The organism is Rhodococcoides kyotonense, from assembly GCF_001645385.1.
Classification (GTDB): Bacteria; Actinomycetota; Actinomycetes; order Mycobacteriales; family Mycobacteriaceae; genus Rhodococcoides; species Rhodococcoides kyotonensis_B.
Window position 1 is genome coordinate 1 of the sequence record NZ_LVHI01000006.1, and the last position, 17,462, is coordinate 17,462.

Below are 17,462 nucleotides of genomic sequence, written 5' to 3' on the forward strand. Positions count from 1 at the left end.
GGTCGAGCCGGTCAACGCTCACCTCAAAGACCGCCGCGGGTTGCGTCGATTCGCGCGCCGCGGTTTAGCGGCTGTGAACGCCGAACTCAAACTCGCCGCCGCGACAACCAACCTGCTCCGACTGTTCACCAGCCAGCCAATCACCCGAGGCGCACTGGCCGCCTGACACGGCAGGGGCCGGTGGCCGACAACATCCACCACCAGCCACCGGCCACCGGCCACCAGAAAACACCAGCCACCAGCCGCCCGCCCGCACACCGATTAAGCAACAAGCTCCATGGAGCAACTTTTCACGCACGGGTGCGAAGCGCACTCACCGCCAAAGCCGCGATGCCGACGAGTGCGGAGAACTGCACGAGATACGAATGCCCGACGTAGCCGTCCGCGTCGCGCCACGGCCCCTTGGACAGCAGACCCATCGAGAGCAGGGTGCCGACGCCTGCAGTGGCGACGAGCGTCGTCGCGGCGATGTCCGGTCCGTAGCGTCGGCCCAGCCACCAGCCGAGTGCACCGACAGCCGCCGTCGTGACGACCCCGGCGATACCCGCGACGACCGCTGCTGCGACGAGTAGGAACGTCCAGGCGAGTATCGGACTGCGCCAGGGCGCCGGGGCGGGTGCGTCGGTCTCTCGGCTCCGAAGGAAAGCGAAGAACGTCAACGGGATCAGCAGCAACAGGCCGCCGAAGATGCCGAGGCGGTACCACGTGTCCGACGGGTAATCGAGCGTCACCGCAGTGACTCCTGCGGGAACGGTCCAGCCCTGCTGCCACCCGTTCACGACGACGGGTTCGAGTACGGTGCCGTCGGGAGTCGTTGCGCGCCAACCGATGTTGCTGCTCTCGGGGACGACGAGGAGCTGATCGGTCGTCGAGTCGCTCAGCTGGATCTCACGGTGGTTCTCTTCCCACGCCGACGTCGCCACCTGGCGGGGGGTGTTCGCCTGCGTGGTCTCGGCAGCAGTGGAGCCTGCGGAACGATCGGTTGCAGATGCAGGAACGGGCATGGTGCGCAGGCGCATTCCGTCGACGACGAACGCCGCACCCGGATCGACGACGACGTCCTGTCGACCTTCCGGCAGCGGGGTCGGGTTGAGCCTGTCGTTCGGGACCGGGAACACACCCTCGCACATCGTCGCCTGCAGCGGTGCACCGGAACGGAATTGTTCTGCCGTCGCGGTCACCGACGCGCGGGTGGTCTGCCCGGCAATCGACACGATCGGTCCGACGTCGCATCCGACGGTGATCTCGCGGTCCTCGTTCGCGGGAGCGAACTCATCGGCAGCTGTGCCGACTTCCTGTCCACCGGACAGGACCGTCACCTCGGCGAGACCCGGCGGCTGCGGGACGATGAAGCCGAGTGAGTTCCGGTCCAACACGTCGTCCCAGTCGACGATCGACAGCACGATACGGTCGGTCACCCGTGGCTGGAGGTCGACGGTCGTGGTCCCGTCCGTGTCCACGTCCCGAACCTGCGGTCCGGCACCGAGATTCACGGCCACGCGCGTCGGGTGCGCGGGTAGGGTGCCGACGCTCGGCGTCAGGGTGAGACCGTCGACGAGGGTCGGCTCGGGCAGATCTATCGTCAGGGTCGGTTGAGTTCCCGCTCGCTTCTCGACGCTCTTCTGCGGTGCCGTCCACGACGTGCGGTCGTCGCCGTCGGTGGCCGCGAACGCCGAGCCGTGCAGATCGCCGACGTCCGACGCGCCACTCGTCGTAGGCCGATCGGGTTGAGACAGAAGCGCTTCCAGCTCGGGGCTCTGTCGAGTGCGCAGCGTCAGTTCCGGCAACACCGCAGTTCCGATGGGAACCGACAACGTTCGCGAGAACCTGCCCAGTTCCTCGGGTTGCTGCGACAGGCCGCTGCTGCAGCGGATGCGATCGGCGGTGTCGAGGCATCCAGGGCGACCGGGGAATTCCTGGCCGAGGTCCCACTCCTTCACGCGCGCACCGTCGGTCACGGGAGGGAGTACCGCACGGTGAACGATCGACACCTGTTGCGGCGCATCGCGATCGGAGTAGTCGTCGACGGACAGCTCGCTGATGCCGAACTGGCTTCCTCGGGTGCCGTCGACTGTCGATTTCGCAGTGATTCGCACCCAGGGCGTGGAGCCACCGGGAAGCGACACCGTCAACGGGTCACCCGGCCTGTCGACGCGGGCCGCGGTGCTGCCGTTCGGTGTGGTGATTTCGAGCCACTTCACGGGGTCGCCGATGGTGCCGGGACTCGTGCGCAGATGGAGCAGTCCACCGCGTATCGGAGTGTCGAAGTCGACCTGAAGCCACTGTCCCACAGCGCTTTCGATGCCGTTGGACACCCAGGCCGTCGCGAGGTCGCCGTCGACGACTGCCGCGACGCCACTGCCGGGCTTCGTGCCACCGATCTGCGTCGAATCCGAGGCGGAGCTCGACGCGGTGATGGTCGCGCCCTCCCATTCCGCGTTCACCGTGTCGGCGCCGTCGACCGGATAGTCGGGCACTTCGTTGAGCGACCGTCGCGGTTCGTCGATCGAACGCAGCGCGGAACTGTGGTCGTCGACCTGGCCGAAATCCGTTTCCCGATTCATCGGGGTGTCCGTCACGGTGACCGTGTCGACGTCCATGCCCGCGGCGGCCGCGTCGGATGCGAGGATGACGGGACCGGCAGGGACCGCGTCCGGAGCGCCGGAGTTACGCCGAGTGTTCAAGCGCTGCACCGATTCCGGGCCACCCTGCACGAACGGCACGCGATCCAGGTCGACGGCGTAGGGGCCGGACACCCCTGCCGTCGACTCGACTTCGTAGATCTCGATTGCCGGGTACGGGGGCCGTAGATCGCCGTCGACGGTGACGCCCTCCACCGTGCCGGGGGCGATCTCGTCACCGAACTCGGCGACGCGCGTCAGTCCCGGGGATCCGTCGAGTGCCGCATGCACCTGCACGGGACGGGTGGAACGAGAGGTCTCCGGTTCCAGATCGTTCCGCACGACGACGTAGCGAATTCCCTGGCCGCGCAACGTGTCCGCGAGACCCGCCGACGGGGAACCGTCGGCGATGAGGCGTTGGACGGAGTCGAGCGCGCGAATCGCGCCGGGAGGGGTGAGCGGCACCGAATCACGCACGGCCCAGGGCGTCGTCGCCAATGCTTGAAGCGGTTCGTCGCGGGTCAGGCCCCACGTCTGCAGGGCGAAGGGTGCGCCGGGGACGACGAGGGCGCGGTCGGCGTCGGAGCCGTCGGGACTCGTTCCCGACGCGTTCTCGGTGAGCCAGTCGGCCGCATCGTGCCAGTACTGCGGAATGGATTGATAGGCACCGCGAGGGGCGAGCTTGCCGGTCCAGGCGAGTGACGTCGAGAACGTCAGAGCGACGAGGACGAGCCCGGCGACGGCGACCATCTTGTCGCGTTCGGGGTGTGCGATCGCTGTGGTCCACGTCCGGAACGGCGCGGAGCCGGGCAGCGGAACACGTGCCAGGAGGTGAGCGAGCCCGAGTACCAACGGGATTCGAACGACCGGCTCGAGCTTGTGCACGTTGCGCAGGGGAGCGCCTGCCGTGTCGAGGAAGAGTCGGACGGAGTCCGCGATCGGCGAGCTCAGGTCACCGACGTAGCCCGCGGTCAGTCCGACGATACCGACGAACAGCAGAACGGTGAGGCGTCCCCGGGCAGGCATGGACCGCATCGCGAGGCCGATGACGCCTGCCGCTGCGACGACACCCGTCGCGACGACGGCCGCCGGCTGAGTGACCAGCACTGCGCCGGCCACGCGCTCGGGGGAGACGAACGGCGTCCAACTGCTCGTGCCGCGCAGAATTTCGGCGAGCGACGCCCATTGCGTCGTGGTGCCGGATGATTCGATGTAGTCGAGGAACGGCGGGCTGACGCTGCCCAGTAGCAGCAGCGGGACGATCCACCACAGTGTCGCGAAGACGAGGAAGCCTGCCCACCACGCGCAGAACCGGATCCAGCGACTGTTCGGTCGGTGGCACAGTACCCAGACGACGCCGACGAGGCACGCGGCCGCCGTCGCAACGGCATTGACGGCACCCATGAGCGCGACGGCGACGGCCGACTGCGCGGCGAGCTTGCGGAGTGCAGGCGACCTGTCGGAACCCGGACGGAACGCCCACACGATCGGAACAAGCACCCACGGCGCGAGCATCATCGGCATCGTCTCCGACGAGATCGACGCCAGAGTCGTGATCACGCGCGGCGACAGAACGAATGCGAACGCCGCGACGATGCGCGAGCTGCGGCTTCCGACACCGATCGCCTCGGCAAGTCGAACGATTCCCCAGAAACCCGCGATCAGCAGCAGTGCCCACCAGATGCGCTGTGTGACCCACGGCGGAATCGACAGAACATCACCGAGCGCGAAGAACGCTCCGTGCGGAAAGAAGTAGCCGTACGCCTGATTCTGAACCTGACCGAGCGGCGCCTGCGACGTCCATTGATGCGCAGCGCGCGCGAGGAAGCCCAGCGGGTTCTGGGTCAGGTCGTATTTGGTGTCCGCAACGGTGAAGCCGGGAACCTGGAGAAAGGTGAGAAGGAAAGCGAGGGCGGAGACGCCGAGCAGCCACCGTCGACCGAGTGGTTCGGAAGAGATCGAAGCAGGAGCGTCAGCGGCTGCCGTACTCAACCTGGTTCAGCAGCGAGGAGTCGGCATTTCCGGAACGATCGATGTCGGGACGGGTGTTGTCCGACGCCGCCGCAGTCACTCCGAACACGACACCGGCGCCCAGCACCGCGCCGACCACCGCAGCAACAACTCCCGGGACAGCGAACTTCATCTCGGTTCTCCACTTTCGTCGACAGGCGCCGGGGACAAACGATCGCGCGCGGCTCACGGTATCACCCGAACGCGTGGACGCCCGGGTGCACGCGCGGTTCAGGCGACCGCGAACCTGCGTTACTTGCCCGGAGGGACGATCAACACCGGTCGATGACTGTGGCGCAGCACATGATCGGCGACGGAACTCTGGAGCAACGAACGGAGCCCCGTCGTGCCGCGAGTGCCGGTGACGATGATGTCGGCGTCGACGTCGTCGGCCTTCTCGACGATGGCGCTCCAGATCGCCGTCGTGCATTCGGCGCAGCTGCCCTCGACTTCCAGACCCGCTCGTTCTGCGAGTGCGACGCCTTCGTTGTTGGTCACCTTCGCGTCGGTCAGCGCGACGTCCTCGGCCTGGTCGTCGGGAACCCATTCGGGCTGCATGACGCCCGAGAGTCCCGACATGCGCGCGGCTTGGCGCACCATCGGCTCCCATGCGGTGACGACGACAGCCCGCCGCGTCGTCAGAAAGCGGCCTGCGTACTCGATGGCGCGTTTGGCGTTGTCGGAGCCGTCGTAGGCGATGAGGATCAGGTCCGAAGGCATCGAATTTCCCTTCTGATGTCGCTTTTGTCCAAGGTTATCTCGTTCGGACGCGGGATCGCGTGGGTACGGTCCGCTCCGCTACGGTCGAATGTCATGAGGAAGTTCCGTTCGCCCGTGCCCGTCCTCGCCGTGGTGCTCGGGGTCGGTGTCGTCACCGGATGCAGTAGTCAGAGCTCCGAGTCGGCGCCGATTGCCACGTCCTCGCCCGTCCCCGTCGCCGAACCGACCGGTACGACAAGCGAAGTCGTTCCGCCGCCGGTCGACGCGTGTGCGACGTTCGTCGGAACCCTCACCGAACGCCAGCGTCTCGCGCAGCTGTTGACGGTCGGCGTCACCGGAACTGCCGACGCCGTCGACATCATGTCCCGTGAGCAGGTCGGCGGAATCTTCATCGGCAGTTGGACCGATTCGTCGACGCTCGCCTACGGCCAAGTACCCGAGATCGACGCGGCGGCCGCGGTTCCCCCGATGGTGACGATCGACGAAGAGGGCGGCAGGGTCTCACGCGTCGAAGATCTGTTGGGTCCCGATCCGTCGGCGCGCGAAACAGCCCGGACGATGACGCCGGATCAGACATATCAGATGGCCCTCGAACGCGGCACCGAGCTGAAAGAGCTCGGCATCACCGTCGATTTCGCTCCCGTCGTCGACGTCAGTGGCCAGCCCGACGATTCGGTCATCGGTGACCGTTCGTACTCCGAGGATCCCCAGGAGGTCATCGCCTACGCCGGGGCGTACGCCCAGGGATTGCGCGACGCGGGAGTTCAGCCCGTCATCAAGCACTTTCCCGGCCACGGCTCCGGCTCCGGCGATTCGCACACCGGTGCTGTGACGACGCCTCCGCTCGAACAGCTGCGTCAGTCCGATCTGCTTCCCTATCAGGCTCTCTCCCAGACAGGTGTCGGAATCATGGTCGGGCACCTCGACGTTCCCGGTCTGACCGATCCCGGATACCCGGCCAGCATCAGCCCCGCCGCGATGAAGTTGCTGCGCGACGGCGTCGGATACGGCGCTGCACCGTTCACCGGGCCGATCTTCACCGACGACCTCAGCGGCATGGCCGCGATCACGGATCGGCTGGGCATCGTCGCAGCCGTCGAGTCCGCCTTGGTCGCGGGCGCCGACGTGGCGTTGTGGCTGACGACCGACGACGTGCCCGCAGTGCTCGACAACCTCGAGGAAGCCGTCGCGACGGGGCGTCTGCCTGCCGCGCAGGTCGATCGGTCGGCTGCCACTGTGGCCCAGTTCAAGGGTGCCTGCTAGATTTCACGGGCTCTTCGAACGCTCGTAGTGACGTAGGCCTCCTTACCGTGGAGTAAGGTTATGTGTTCGACGTTGTTTGGGAGGACACATGGCTGGCGGCTCCAAGCGATTGCCCCGTGCCGTCCGGGAGCAGCAGATGCTCGACGCGGCGGTCGATGTGTTCTCCGACAACGGTTTTCACGAGACCTCGATGGATGCGATCGCCAAGAAGGCGTCGATTTCCAAGCCGATGCTGTACCTGTACTACGGATCCAAGGACGAACTGTTCGCCGCGTGCATCAACCGGGAGGGCGTCAAGTTCGTCGAGGCACTCACCCCTGCCGCCGACCCGACGCTCACTCCGCGCGAGCAGCTACGACGCGCACTCCTCGGCTTCCTCGGCTTCGTCGGCGAACACCGAAAGTCCTGGATGGTGCTGTACCGGCAGGCCATCGGACAGTCGGCCTTCGCGTCGCAGGTGCAGAGCAGTCGTGATCGGCTCATCGAACTGACCGCCGGACTGCTCGAGATGAGCACGAAGGACCCGGAGCCGGGCCAGAATTTCGGCCTCATGGCCGTCGCCCTCGTCGGGGCGGGTGAAGCCGTCGCGGACCGCGTCGCCGGTGGCGAAATCGAGGTCGACGCGGCCGCGGACCTGCTCGAAAACCTCGCCTGGCGTGGTCTGGCGGGTAAGAAAACTGCGCACCTGGGGTAGTGGGCTTTGATGGGCCCGGCCGGGGGTTCGGTCTCGCCCCGGGGGTTCGGACTTGCGCCCGGGGTTCGGACCGAATGTGGCTTTCCGGTCACTCTGAGTGACCGAGGGGCGCCCTCGCTCCGGTGGCCCCGCCCCGAAGTGACCGAATGTGACATTCGGTCACTGCGGGGACCCAGAACACCGGACCCAGACCACCGAACCCGGGCCGGGCACCTACCTCAATGTGGCGGTCAGGTGCGGGTAACCCTTTTTCGGGTGCTTGAGGGACAGATCCCAGCCGGACTCGACGGGTTCGGCATAGAGGTTGACCGTCGCGGGCAGGATGATCGGCTTGCCGAAGCGGACGTTGTACGTGACGCGCGAGGGCACGCGACCCTCGACGACGCCCAGTACCGCTGCGGCACTCCACATTCCGTGCGCGATGGTGCGCGGGAAGCCGAAAGCCTTGGCCCCCAACGTCGACACGTGGATCGGGTTCCGATCGCCGGAGATCGACGCGTACTTGCTGATCGTCTTCTGGTCGACTCGCAGGGTGCGGGTCGGCGGCGGTGGTACTTCGTCGGCGGGCGGTGCTTCACGTGGACCACCCGACAGCGAGGTCTTCTGCAGGCTGAGGAAGCTGGAGGTCTGCTTCCAGACCAGTTCGCGCCCGACGCTGACTTCGCTGACGAGATCGACCAACAAGCCCTTGCGGTGTTCGCGCAGGTTCTCGGCGTGCACACGCACGTCCAGCGGCTCCGACGACGAGATGTCTCGGAACTGTTCGATGACGTTCTCGGCGTGTACCGATCCGATGGCCGCGAACGGAAACGCCTTCGACACCATCAGTTTCATGACCGTCGGGAAGACCAGCGTGAACGGGTAGGTGATCGGCAGGGTGTCGCCGAATCGCAGACCCGTCGCACGGCAGTATCCCGCGAGATTGTCCGGATCGACGCGCAGGCCGTTCAGTTCGAAGGTGGTGTCGGGCACCGAGTTCGACTTCGATCCGAGGAACGGCAGAGCACCCAGTGCCGCCGATGCGTAGATGTCGGACGTCTTCGGCTGCTCGTCGAGCTTGACGACGCTCATGCGCCGAGGAGGCTCTGGCCGCAGACGCGGACGATCTGTCCGGTGACGGCGTTGGACGCGGGAGAGGCGAAGTACGCCACCGTTTCTGCGACGTCGACGGTCTGGCCGCCCTGCAGCAGCGAGCTCATGCGTCGGCCTGCTTCGCGCGTCGCGAACGGAATGGCGGCCGTCATCGCGGTTTCGATGAAGCCCGGGGCGACGGCGTTGATGGTGATGTTCTTCTGCGCGAGAACCGGCGCCGACGCGTGCACGAGGCCGATGACACCCGCTTTCGACGTTCCGTAGTTGGTCTGGCCGCGGTTGCCCGCGATACCTGCAATAGAGGAGACGTCGACGACGCGGCCGCCTTCCTTCAGCGCCCCGGTTTTGACCAGGTGGTCGGTGATGCGTTGTGGGGCAAGCAGATTGACGCCGATGACGGAGTTCCAGCGACTCTCGTCCATGTTGGCGAGTGTCTTGTCGCGGGTGATGCCTGCGTTGTGGACGATGATGTCGGCGCCGCCGTGACGCTCGAGCAGGTGCTTCGACAGCACCTCGCCCGCGTCGTCCGCAGTGACGTCCAGCGCGAGCGACGTGCCGCCGACCTTGTTGGCGGTCTCGGACAGTGCTTCACCTGCAGCCGGGATGTCTGCGGCGACGACGGTGGCGCCGTCGCGTGCGAGTACTTCGGCGATCGTTGCGCCGATGCCGCGGGCAGCGCCGGTCACGACGGCGACCTTGCCTGCGAGCGGCTTGTCCCACGATGCGGGAGCTTCGGAGTCCTGATCGCCGACGGCGATGACCTGGCCGTCGACGAACGCCGACTTGGCCGACAGCAGGAACCGCAGCGTCGATTCGAGTCCGGACAGCCCGGTCGACGCCTTCGGGGAGATGTAGACGAGCTGCGCCGTCGCACCCCGCTTGACCTCTTTGCCGACGCTTCGGGTGAAGCCTTCGAGGGCGCGCTGCGCGATGTGCTCGTCGACGCTGGCTGTCTTCTCGGGCGTCGTACCGATGACGACGACGCGCGCCGACGGCGCGAGATTGCGGATGACCGGCTGGAAGAACTGGAACAGCTGCTCGAGTTCGGAGACCTGACCGATGCCGGTGGCGTCGAACACGAGTGCGCCGTACTTCTCGTCGTGCGGCTGGGCCTGGGGGTAGTCGGACAGCAGGGTGCGCAGCGGTTCCACGAGTCGGCCGTTTCCGCCGATCAGTACGGGTCCTGCCAGCGGCGGTTCGCCTGCCTTGTAGCGCCGCAGCTTCTCGGGCTGCGGCAGTCCTGCCTGCTTGGCGATGAACGCGCCCGGCGCGGACGCCAGGAACGTGGAGTAAAGGTCTGGGGCTCCCTTGGTGGCTGCCATGTCCTACCTTTCATTCGGCGCCGCGAAGCGCTCGACCGGGTGTCGACAACCAACTTACTCGTCAGTAAGATGAAACTCCACCAGGGCTATTTCAGCGATGTTGGGAGACGCAGTGACAAGCAAGCAGCTACGACCGGTCGCAATTGTCGGTGGCAACCGCATCCCGTTCGCGCGCTCGGACAAGAAGTACGCACAGGCCTCGAACCAGGATATGCTCACCGCCACGCTCGATGGGCTCGTCAGCCGATTCGGCCTGCAAGGGGAGCGTCTCGGACTCGTCGTCGCAGGCGCGGTGTTGAAGCACAGCCGCGACTTCAACCTCACTCGTGAGTCCGTTCTCGGAAGCGCTCTGAGCCCGTACACCCCGGCCTACGACCTGCAGCAGGCGTGCGGCACCGGTCTGCAGTCGGTCATCGCGGTCGGCGACGCCATCGCCTCGGGCCGCATCGATGCGGGCATCGGCGGTGGCGTCGACACCACGTCGGACGCACCGATCGGCGTCAACGACGAGCTCCGCGAATTTCTGCTGTCGCTCAACCGCGCGAAGTCGACGACCGATCGCATCAAGCTGCTCGGCAACGTCCGCCCGTCGATGCTCGGCATCGAGATTCCGCGCAACGGCGAGCCGCGGACCGGCCTGTCCATGGGTGAGCACGCCGCGATCACCGCCAAAGAATTCGGTGTTCGACGCGAGGACCAGGACGAACTCGCCGCCGCCAGCCACAAGAACATGGCCGCCGCGTACGACCGCGGTTTCTTCGACGACTTGGTGACGCCTTTCCTAGGCCTCACCCGCGACGACAACCTGCGCCCCGGATCGACCGTCGAGAAACTGTCGACGCTCAAGCCCGTGTTCGGAAACAAGCTCGGCGACGCCACCATGACGGCCGGTAACTCGACGCCTCTCACCGATGGTGCGTCGGCCGCGTTGCTGTCGACCGACGAGTGGGCGGCCGAGCGGAACCTGCCCGTGCTCGCGCACCTCGTCGATTCCGAGACCGCAGCCGTCGATTACATCCACGGCAACAGCTCGTTCAAGGACGGCCTGTTGATGGCGCCGACCTACGCTATTCCGCGTCTGCTCGCTCGTAACGGTCTGACGCTGCAGGACTTCGACTACTACGAGATCCATGAAGCGTTCGCGTCGGTCGTGCTCGCCACGTTGCAGGCGTTCGAGAGCGACGAGTACTGCAAGGAGCGCTTGGGCCTCGATTCGGCGCTCGGGTCGATCGACCGCAGCAAGCTCAATGTCAACGGATCCTCGCTCGCGGCGGGCCACCCGTTCGCCGCGACCGGTGGTCGCATCGTCGCATCGCTGGCCAAGATGCTCGCCGAGAAGGGGTCGGGCCGTGGCCTGATCTCGATCTGCGCAGCCGGTGGTCAGGGTGTGACCGCCATCATCGAGCGCTGAGTCAGCGCACCTACACGGGGTCGACGGTCGGCAGGAGTGGAGCCGGCGGAGCGATCCGGTCGGCAGATCCGTCAAACGAGGGGTTTATGGATCTGCCGACCGTGAGATCGGACGCCGACAGGTACGTCTATCGCGCCCCGATGCGGGGTGCCGTCGATCGTGCACTCGAGCTGGGCGTGGTCGGAGTCGGTGGTCGATTGGATGCGGTTCCCGTCGATTTCGCCGACGCGGTCGCGCGGACGGATCGGCTGTACGACGAGCGCACGGCGCGTCGGCTGGAGCGGTTCGCCGCTGTTCCCGACCTGTCGTTCGTCTGGACTCGCTCCGCTGACGGAGACTATTTCCTCGGGCAGATCGACGGGCCCTGGCGGTACGACGCCTCGGCCTCGGACGTGGATTTGGTGAATGTGCGGCCGTGCCGTTGGGTGACTGTGCCCGAACATCGCGTTCCGGCGGCCACTGTGCGCACTTTCGCCCGTGGCGGCCGCAACTTTCAGCAGACAAATGATGCGAATGTCGGCAGGCTCAGCGCGGAGATCTGGACAGTTACTCATTCGAACGAATGAATCTCGAGAGACAGTCCAACGTCCGTTGTAACGCATCACAAAGACCGGCGATACTGGGAGTGGCTCCGCACTGCTGCCTGACCCCCGACCCGGCAGCGGTGCGGGGCCACCTTCGTATTGTCGACCCAATCCTCCGAAGCGAAGGTTCGGTTGCGCCCGCGTAAGCTTCGTGGCGGATGTCGATTGGATTGCTGGGGGTTCGGGAGGGCCGAGAACGTGAGCGTCGGTGGAGACGGTAGGGACAGGCGTGGAGACCAGCCGGATCCCGACGAAGGTACTTCCGCCGGCCAGGATGCCGCACCCGACGTCCCCCCGTACGACGCTCCCACCGAGGTTCTCCGCGCGATCGATCCGAACGAACCGGCCCCCGAGACCGCTCCCGAAAAGCCCGTAGCCGGTCAGCACGAGGCGCCCGTCGACCCGCCGACCGAGGCCTATTCGGCGCTCGCGCCCTCCGACGCCGCAACACCGGACGACGTCGACTCGGCCGCGCCCACGGTAGCTCAGCCGGCGGTGCCGCAGTCCGACGCGCAGCAGCCGGAAACACCAGGGCCCGAAACCACGCAGACCGAAACACTGCAGCCCGAAAAACTAGAGCCCGGAACATCCGAGCCCGAAACGCTCCGGCCCGAAACACCCGAGCCCGCAACACCCGAGCCCGCAACACCCGCGCCCGCAACACCCGAGCCCGAAACACTCGCGCCCGCCGCCCCGGCCCAGCAGTCCGAGGCCGACGGTCCGTCGAAGCGAGTGAAGATCGCGGTCGTCGCGGGAGCCGCCGTCGCGATTCTCGGGGTGTTCTACACGGCCGACATGCTGTCGACGAGCGGGTCGGTGCCCCGCGGTGTCACGGTTGCCGGTATCTCGGTCGGCGGTCTGAGTCACGACGACGCCGAGGAACGTCTGCAGTCCGAGCTCGGCGCACGCGTCGACCAGCCGGTGCGTGTGATCGCCGGCGACCAAGATCTCGAATTGGTCCCTGCTGCAGCAGGTCTCGACGTCGACTGGGCGTCGACGCTCGATCGGGCCGGGTCACAGCCGATCAACCCCTTCACGCGACTGGCGTCGTTCTTCACCGACCGCGAGATCGGTGTGCAGTCGACGGTCGACGAACCCGCGCTCGACGCGGCCGTGGAATCGATTCGCGCACAGACGGATCGGCAGCCGACCGAAGGCGACGTCGTCTTCGAGGGCTCCACGCCCGTCGCGGTGACGCCTGCACCGGGTCAGTCCGTCGACGTGACGGCGGCGCGCGACGAGATCGAATCGAACTGGGCTTTCGGCACTGTCGAGCTTCCGGTCGAGACGGTGGATGTGACGGTGCACCAGGACGAGGTCGACCGCGTTCTTCGAGATGTCGCGACGCCGGCCGTCTCCGCGCCGGTCGTGTTCACCGGTCGAGGTGATGCCACCGCCGTCCTCGCGCCGGACGCCATCGCGAGCGTCGTCTCGTTCGAGCCGGACGGAAACGGTGCTCTCGCAGAGAGATACGACGCGCAGGCCGCCACCGCGATTCTCGCCCCGCAGTTGGCGTCGACGGAAACCCAGCCCAAGGATGCGTCGTTCGCGCTCGGAGGCGGTGCGCCGACGGTGGTGCCCGGTGTCGTCGGCGAACTCGTCCAGTGGCCGAAGACGTTGGAGCAGTTGCCGACTCTGCTCGGATCCTCCGACTCGCGGTCGACCGAGGCCGTCTACGACCAGGCGCAACCCGCGTTGACGACGGAAGGCGCGCAGGCGCTCGGAATCAACGAGGTCATCGGCGAGTTCACGACAGGCGGGTTCGAGTACGCGTCAGGTGTCAACATTCGTCTGACCGCCGACATCGTCAACGGCGCTCTCGTGAAGCCGGGAGAAACGTTCTCGCTCAACGAGTACACCGGGCCCCGTGGGTCGGCGCAGGGATTCGTCGAGTCCGGCATCATCGACAACGGCCGACCCGATCGTGCCGTCGGCGGCGGCATCAGTCAGTTCGCGACGACGCTGTACAACGCGTCGTACTTCGGTGGCATGGAAGACGCCGGGCACACCGAACACAGCTACTACATCAGCCGCTACCCGGAAGCGCGTGAGGCGACGGTGTTCGAGGGCGCGATCGACCTGAAGTTCACCAACCCGACCAAGACTGGTGTGCTGATCGAGTCGTTCGGTACGAGTTCCAATGTCACGGTGCGCCTTTGGGGCACCAAGACGGTCGACGTCGAGTCGATCACCGGACCGCGCACCAACCCGACGAGCCCGAACACGATCACGTTGCCCGCGGGCAGCGCGTGCGTACCGTCGAGCGGTGGACCGGGATTCACGGCAAGCGACACCAGGGTGATCACGGATGTGGCGTCGGGCAACGAGATCTCGCGCAACACGCGGACGGTCAAGTACGACCCGATCCCGATAGTCAGGTGCGTCTCAGCCGAGCCTGAGCCGGAGCCGGAGGCGCCTGCCGATTCGCCGTCCGAGGAGACCCCGGCGAATCGGCCCGCGCCCGCCGAACCGCCTGCGGCGACCCCACCGCCGGACGGCGAGTAGCTACAGCGACTGCAACGACGAATGTTTCGGCGCCACACCGTCACCCGACGACGTGCCGCGCAATCGTCTCGACACCCACGGTCCTGCGAACGACCTGACCCACTCCGTGTTCTCCCGACGCCTCTCGGCGGCCGCGAGAGGAGGCAGGGGATCGAGGGCGTCGACCTCGATCGAGTGGGGGACGCCCAGGAAGTCGAGTACTTCCGCTGCCATCCGTGTGTGACCGAGGGTCGACATGTGCAGTCGGTCCCAGTCCCACATACGTGGGTCGTCGTAGCCGTCGAAACGCCAGTAGTCGACGAGCTCGACGCCACGGCGTTCGGCGACGCCGCGGAGCAGCTCGTTGTAGATCGCGGTGCGACCGCGGAGCATGCGGAAGATCGGTGACCAGCCGGCGTCGTAGGCGGTGAAGGCAACGACGCGCGCTCCCGTGGCCTTCAGATCGGCGAGGGCCGCGTCGTAGCGGGCGACGATGCCGTCGATATCGACCTTCGGCCGCATCATGTCGTTTCCGCCCGCGTAGATGGTGACGAGATCCGGGGCCGCCTCGATCGCGATGCCGACCTGGTCCTCGATCACCTGGTCCAGAAGCTTGCCGCGGACGGCGAGGTTCGCGTAGCGGAACTCTAGATTGCCGACGGCCAACTGCTCGGCGACGCGATCTGCCCAGCCCTTGACGCCGTTCGGGCTGGCGGGGTCGGTGTCTCCGACGCCCTCGGTGAACGAATCTCCGAGCGCGATGTAGCTGTCGATCCTTGGCACGTTCCGGCCTCCGTACTCTTGCTAACTATTTATTCCAGAGAGTCCAGCGTCGCGCGTCGCCATTTCATTCCCCCTCGAAAGAATCACGATGATTCTGACCGTGGACACGCGAATCTCGACCGGGTTGGCTGGACGTGCACGTGTTCTCCGATCGAAAGTAGGCGCATGACAGTCACGGTGGTGGCAGGCAATCCGAAGCCGGGTTCGCGAACCCTCGAGGCGGCGGGACTGCTCGCATCGCAGCTCACCGGTGGGCAGGCGGACCAGGAGATCGACGTCGTCACCTTGGGCGCGGGCCTGCTCGGGTGGGGTGACGACGCGGTGAAGGCAGCCGTGGACACGGTTGCGTCCAGCGTCATCGTGGTTTTCGCGAGCCCGACGTTCAAGGCGACGTACACCGGTCTTCTCAAACTGTTTCTGGACCAGTTCGCCACCGACGAGGGTTTGCGTGACGTCGTCGCCGTTCCGCTGATGCTGGGCGCAGGGCCCGCGCATGCGTTGGCACCCGATCTGCTGCTGAAGCCGGTGCTCGTCGAGCTCGGTGCGATCACCCCTGCACCTGGTCTCTACCTGTTGGACAGCAGCTACACCACAGATACTCGTATCGTGGACTATGCGCGGCGATGGGGACCCACCATCACGGCCGCAGCAGACGCACGAAAGGGAGCATCGGCATGACGCTCACGCACACCGACCTCGACCAGACGACGCTCCGTCAGGCCTACGCTCAGTTCCCCAGTGGTGTCGTCGCCATCGCCGCCGAGATCGACGGGACCCCGGTCGGACTTGCTGCGAGCAGCTTCGTCGCGGTGTCGATCGAACCTCCACTCGTCGCCGTCTGCATCCAGAACACGTCGACGACGTGGCCGAAGCTCGAGGGTCTGAGCAGCATCGGCGTCAGCGTCCTCGGGGAAGCGCACAACGACGCCGCCCGCACCCTCGCGGCGAAGACCGGTGACCGGTTCGCAGGTCTCGAGCTGTTGACCACCGACCAGGGCGCAGTGTTCATCGAGGGTGCCACCGCCTGGCTGGAGACCAGCATCGACCAGCAGGTTCCCGCCGGCGACCACGTCATCGTGCTGCTGCGTATCCATTCGCTCGAGGTGCAGAGCGAAATCAGTCCGATCATCTTCCACGGCAGCAAGTTCCGCCGCCTGCAGGCGTAGCGTCCATACGCCCTCGTACGGCTGATCGAGAGAAAGCCGCTCACCGTTTCGCCAGGTGCACGGCAAATGGCCAACGATTACGCGCGCGTCTGGCGAACTGGTGAGCATGTGTCGACGGACCTCTTTACGGTACGTCCGTGCCGGAATTCATCCACAGGCCCTGAACTTGTGCACAGATTGCGGCGGAGCCCGTTCGGGAGCGTTGGCAGCGTGCAGTCTTGGCGGCATGGAACTCGATCCCACCCGGCTGCTCAGTCGTCGCGACGCGTTGTCGATGGGCCTGGCCGACCACGAAATTCGCGCGCTGCGCACGAGCGGCGGCTGGAGGACGCTGCACCACGGCAACTACATCGGTGCAGACCACTCGGACGCTCTCGACGCCAGGTCCACGCATCGACTACTCATCGACGCGGTCCTGCCCACGTTGTCGGACAAGGCAGTGGTGAGTCATGAATCGGCTGCGATACTTCATGGACTTCCCCTCTACGGGGTCGATTTGTCACGGGTCCACGTGACACGTGATCGGCGTGGTGGTGGCCGGACATCGAAAGGGGTGGTGACGCACTGTTCGCCCCTCGGCGAAGTTGTGATCGTCGACGGCTTTCGAACCACGACACTCGCACGCACACTCGTCGACATCGCTCGGACCATGTCACTGGATACCGCGGTGGTGCTCGGTGATGTCGCGATGAGGCACGGCGCATCGCTCGACGAAGTCGCAGAGGAATTGGAACGTGCACGTCGATGGCAGGGCATCGCCTCTGCCCGGCGTGTCGCGGACATGGTGGACGCGCGGAGCGAAAGCGTCGCCGAGTCGTTGAGTCGAATTCGGCTGCATCAGCACGGTTTTCGGGACGTCGAGCTACAGGTTGAGGTTCGCGATCCGAGGGGCAGGTTCCTCGGACGAAGTGATTTCGGTGTGACGCCCGCGGTCATGGGTGAGTGCGACGGCAAGGTGAAGTACGGGAAATTCCTTCGCCCTGGACAGGATCCCGGGGACGCTGTCTTCGAGGAGAAGAAGCGAGAGGACTCGATCCGCGACACCGGACTGCAGGTCGTCAGGTGGACGTGGAGCGAGATCTTCACGTTCGACGTCGTAGTGGACCGCATCCGTCGAGCGATCGTGAGGGCCGAGAACTCCCCGAAGCCGACGGCCAGCGTGCGGCCGGGAAAGCTCCGTTAGTGGCTCACCGTTTTGCCAGGTGCACGGCAAATGGCCAACGATTACGCGTGCGCCTAGCGAAATGGTGAGCGCCTGCACGCAGAACCCCGAAACGCGAACGGCCGCACCCGAGTCGGGTGCGGCCGTCGA

General features: G+C 66.2%; 15 protein-coding genes. 9 read left to right on the plus strand and 6 right to left on the minus strand.

Features of this window, described 5'->3' with window-relative positions; translation table 11 throughout:
* On the plus strand, positions 1-166 hold a 166-nt coding region (locus tag A3K89_RS25290), incomplete at its 5' end, for a transposase (protein ID WP_174551365.1).
* 124 nt (positions 167-290) lie between these two features.
* On the opposite strand, the gene A3K89_RS04820 is transcribed toward A3K89_RS25290, so the two are convergent.
* The 3 genes from A3K89_RS04820 to A3K89_RS04825 form a co-directional block, all read right to left on the minus strand.
* Positions 291-4,613 carry an alpha-(1->3)-arabinofuranosyltransferase gene (locus A3K89_RS04820; RefSeq protein WP_084423590.1) on the minus strand — a complete coding sequence of 1,441 codons (4,323 nt, stop codon included), beginning with the start codon at positions 4,611-4,613 and terminating at the stop codon, positions 291-293.
* The gene (locus A3K89_RS25295; RefSeq protein WP_084423591.1) at positions 4,594-4,764 is read right to left on the minus strand and encodes a DUF2613 domain-containing protein; all 171 of its coding nucleotides are present in this window, start codon (positions 4,762-4,764) and stop codon (positions 4,594-4,596) included. Before A3K89_RS25295 ends, A3K89_RS04820 begins: the two co-directional genes overlap by 20 nt.
* 119 nt (positions 4,765-4,883) lie before the next feature.
* Entirely contained in the window at positions 4,884-5,351 is a 468-nt protein-coding gene (locus A3K89_RS04825; protein WP_068422672.1) for a universal stress protein, read from the minus strand.
* Between the two features lie 93 nt (positions 5,352-5,444).
* Between A3K89_RS04825 and A3K89_RS04830 the strand changes: the two genes are divergently transcribed.
* Both A3K89_RS04830 and A3K89_RS04835 read left to right on the plus strand, forming a co-directional pair.
* The gene (locus A3K89_RS04830) at positions 5,445-6,614 is read left to right on the plus strand and encodes a glycoside hydrolase family 3 N-terminal domain-containing protein (RefSeq protein WP_068422982.1); all 1,170 of its coding nucleotides are present in this window, start codon (positions 5,445-5,447) and stop codon (positions 6,612-6,614) included.
* Positions 6,615-6,702: 88 nt separating this feature from the next.
* A complete protein-coding gene (locus A3K89_RS04835) occupies positions 6,703-7,308 on the plus strand; it encodes a TetR/AcrR family transcriptional regulator (protein ID WP_068422675.1) in 606 nt (201 codons plus the stop codon).
* Between the two features lie 213 nt (positions 7,309-7,521).
* On the opposite strand, the gene A3K89_RS04840 is transcribed toward A3K89_RS04835, so the two are convergent.
* Together A3K89_RS04840 and A3K89_RS04845 are read right to left on the minus strand one after the other, a co-directional pair.
* Positions 7,522-8,379 (minus strand): MaoC/PaaZ C-terminal domain-containing protein, encoded by an 858-nt coding sequence (locus tag A3K89_RS04840; protein ID WP_068422678.1) that lies wholly within the window; start codon positions 8,377-8,379, stop codon positions 7,522-7,524.
* Positions 8,376-9,722 (minus strand): 3-oxoacyl-ACP reductase, encoded by a 1,347-nt coding sequence (locus A3K89_RS04845; protein ID WP_068422682.1) that lies wholly within the window; start codon positions 9,720-9,722, stop codon positions 8,376-8,378. The genes A3K89_RS04840 and A3K89_RS04845 overlap by 4 nt, the downstream gene beginning before the upstream one ends.
* A gap of 97 nt (positions 9,723-9,819) precedes the next feature.
* Here A3K89_RS04845 and A3K89_RS04850 point away from each other — a divergent pair, with 97 nt between their 5' ends.
* From A3K89_RS04850 to A3K89_RS04860, 3 genes are all read left to right on the plus strand, one after another.
* Positions 9,820-11,133 (plus strand): acetyl-CoA C-acetyltransferase, encoded by a 1,314-nt coding sequence (locus A3K89_RS04850; RefSeq protein WP_068422686.1) that lies wholly within the window; start codon positions 9,820-9,822, stop codon positions 11,131-11,133.
* Between the two features lie 86 nt (positions 11,134-11,219).
* Positions 11,220-11,699, plus strand: coding sequence for a hypothetical protein (locus A3K89_RS04855; RefSeq protein WP_068422689.1), 480 nt, complete (start codon positions 11,220-11,222; stop codon positions 11,697-11,699).
* Positions 11,700-11,915: 216 nt separating this feature from the next.
* Positions 11,916-14,222 carry a VanW family protein gene (locus tag A3K89_RS04860; RefSeq protein WP_084423592.1) on the plus strand — a complete coding sequence of 769 codons (2,307 nt, stop codon included), beginning with the start codon at positions 11,916-11,918 and terminating at the stop codon, positions 14,220-14,222.
* Here A3K89_RS04860 and A3K89_RS04865 read toward each other — a convergent pair whose 3' ends face one another.
* Complete coding sequence (locus A3K89_RS04865) at positions 14,223-14,984, minus strand: SGNH/GDSL hydrolase family protein (RefSeq protein ID WP_068422695.1); 762 nt, start codon at positions 14,982-14,984, stop codon at positions 14,223-14,225.
* A 165-nt stretch (positions 14,985-15,149) separates the two neighbouring features.
* Here A3K89_RS04865 and A3K89_RS04870 point away from each other — a divergent pair, with 165 nt between their 5' ends.
* The 3 genes from A3K89_RS04870 to A3K89_RS04880 all read left to right on the plus strand — a co-directional run bounded on the left by A3K89_RS04870 (position 15,150) and on the right by A3K89_RS04880 (position 17,333).
* A complete protein-coding gene (locus tag A3K89_RS04870; protein WP_068422698.1) occupies positions 15,150-15,662 on the plus strand; it encodes an NADPH-dependent FMN reductase in 513 nt (170 codons plus the stop codon).
* Entirely contained in the window at positions 15,659-16,150 is a 492-nt protein-coding gene (locus tag A3K89_RS04875; RefSeq protein ID WP_068422701.1) for a flavin reductase family protein, read from the plus strand. The genes A3K89_RS04870 and A3K89_RS04875 overlap by 4 nt, the downstream gene beginning before the upstream one ends.
* A 226-nt stretch (positions 16,151-16,376) precedes the next feature.
* A complete protein-coding gene (locus tag A3K89_RS04880; protein WP_068422703.1) occupies positions 16,377-17,333 on the plus strand; it encodes a hypothetical protein in 957 nt (318 codons plus the stop codon).
* The last annotated feature ends 129 nt before the right edge of the window (positions 17,334-17,462 follow it).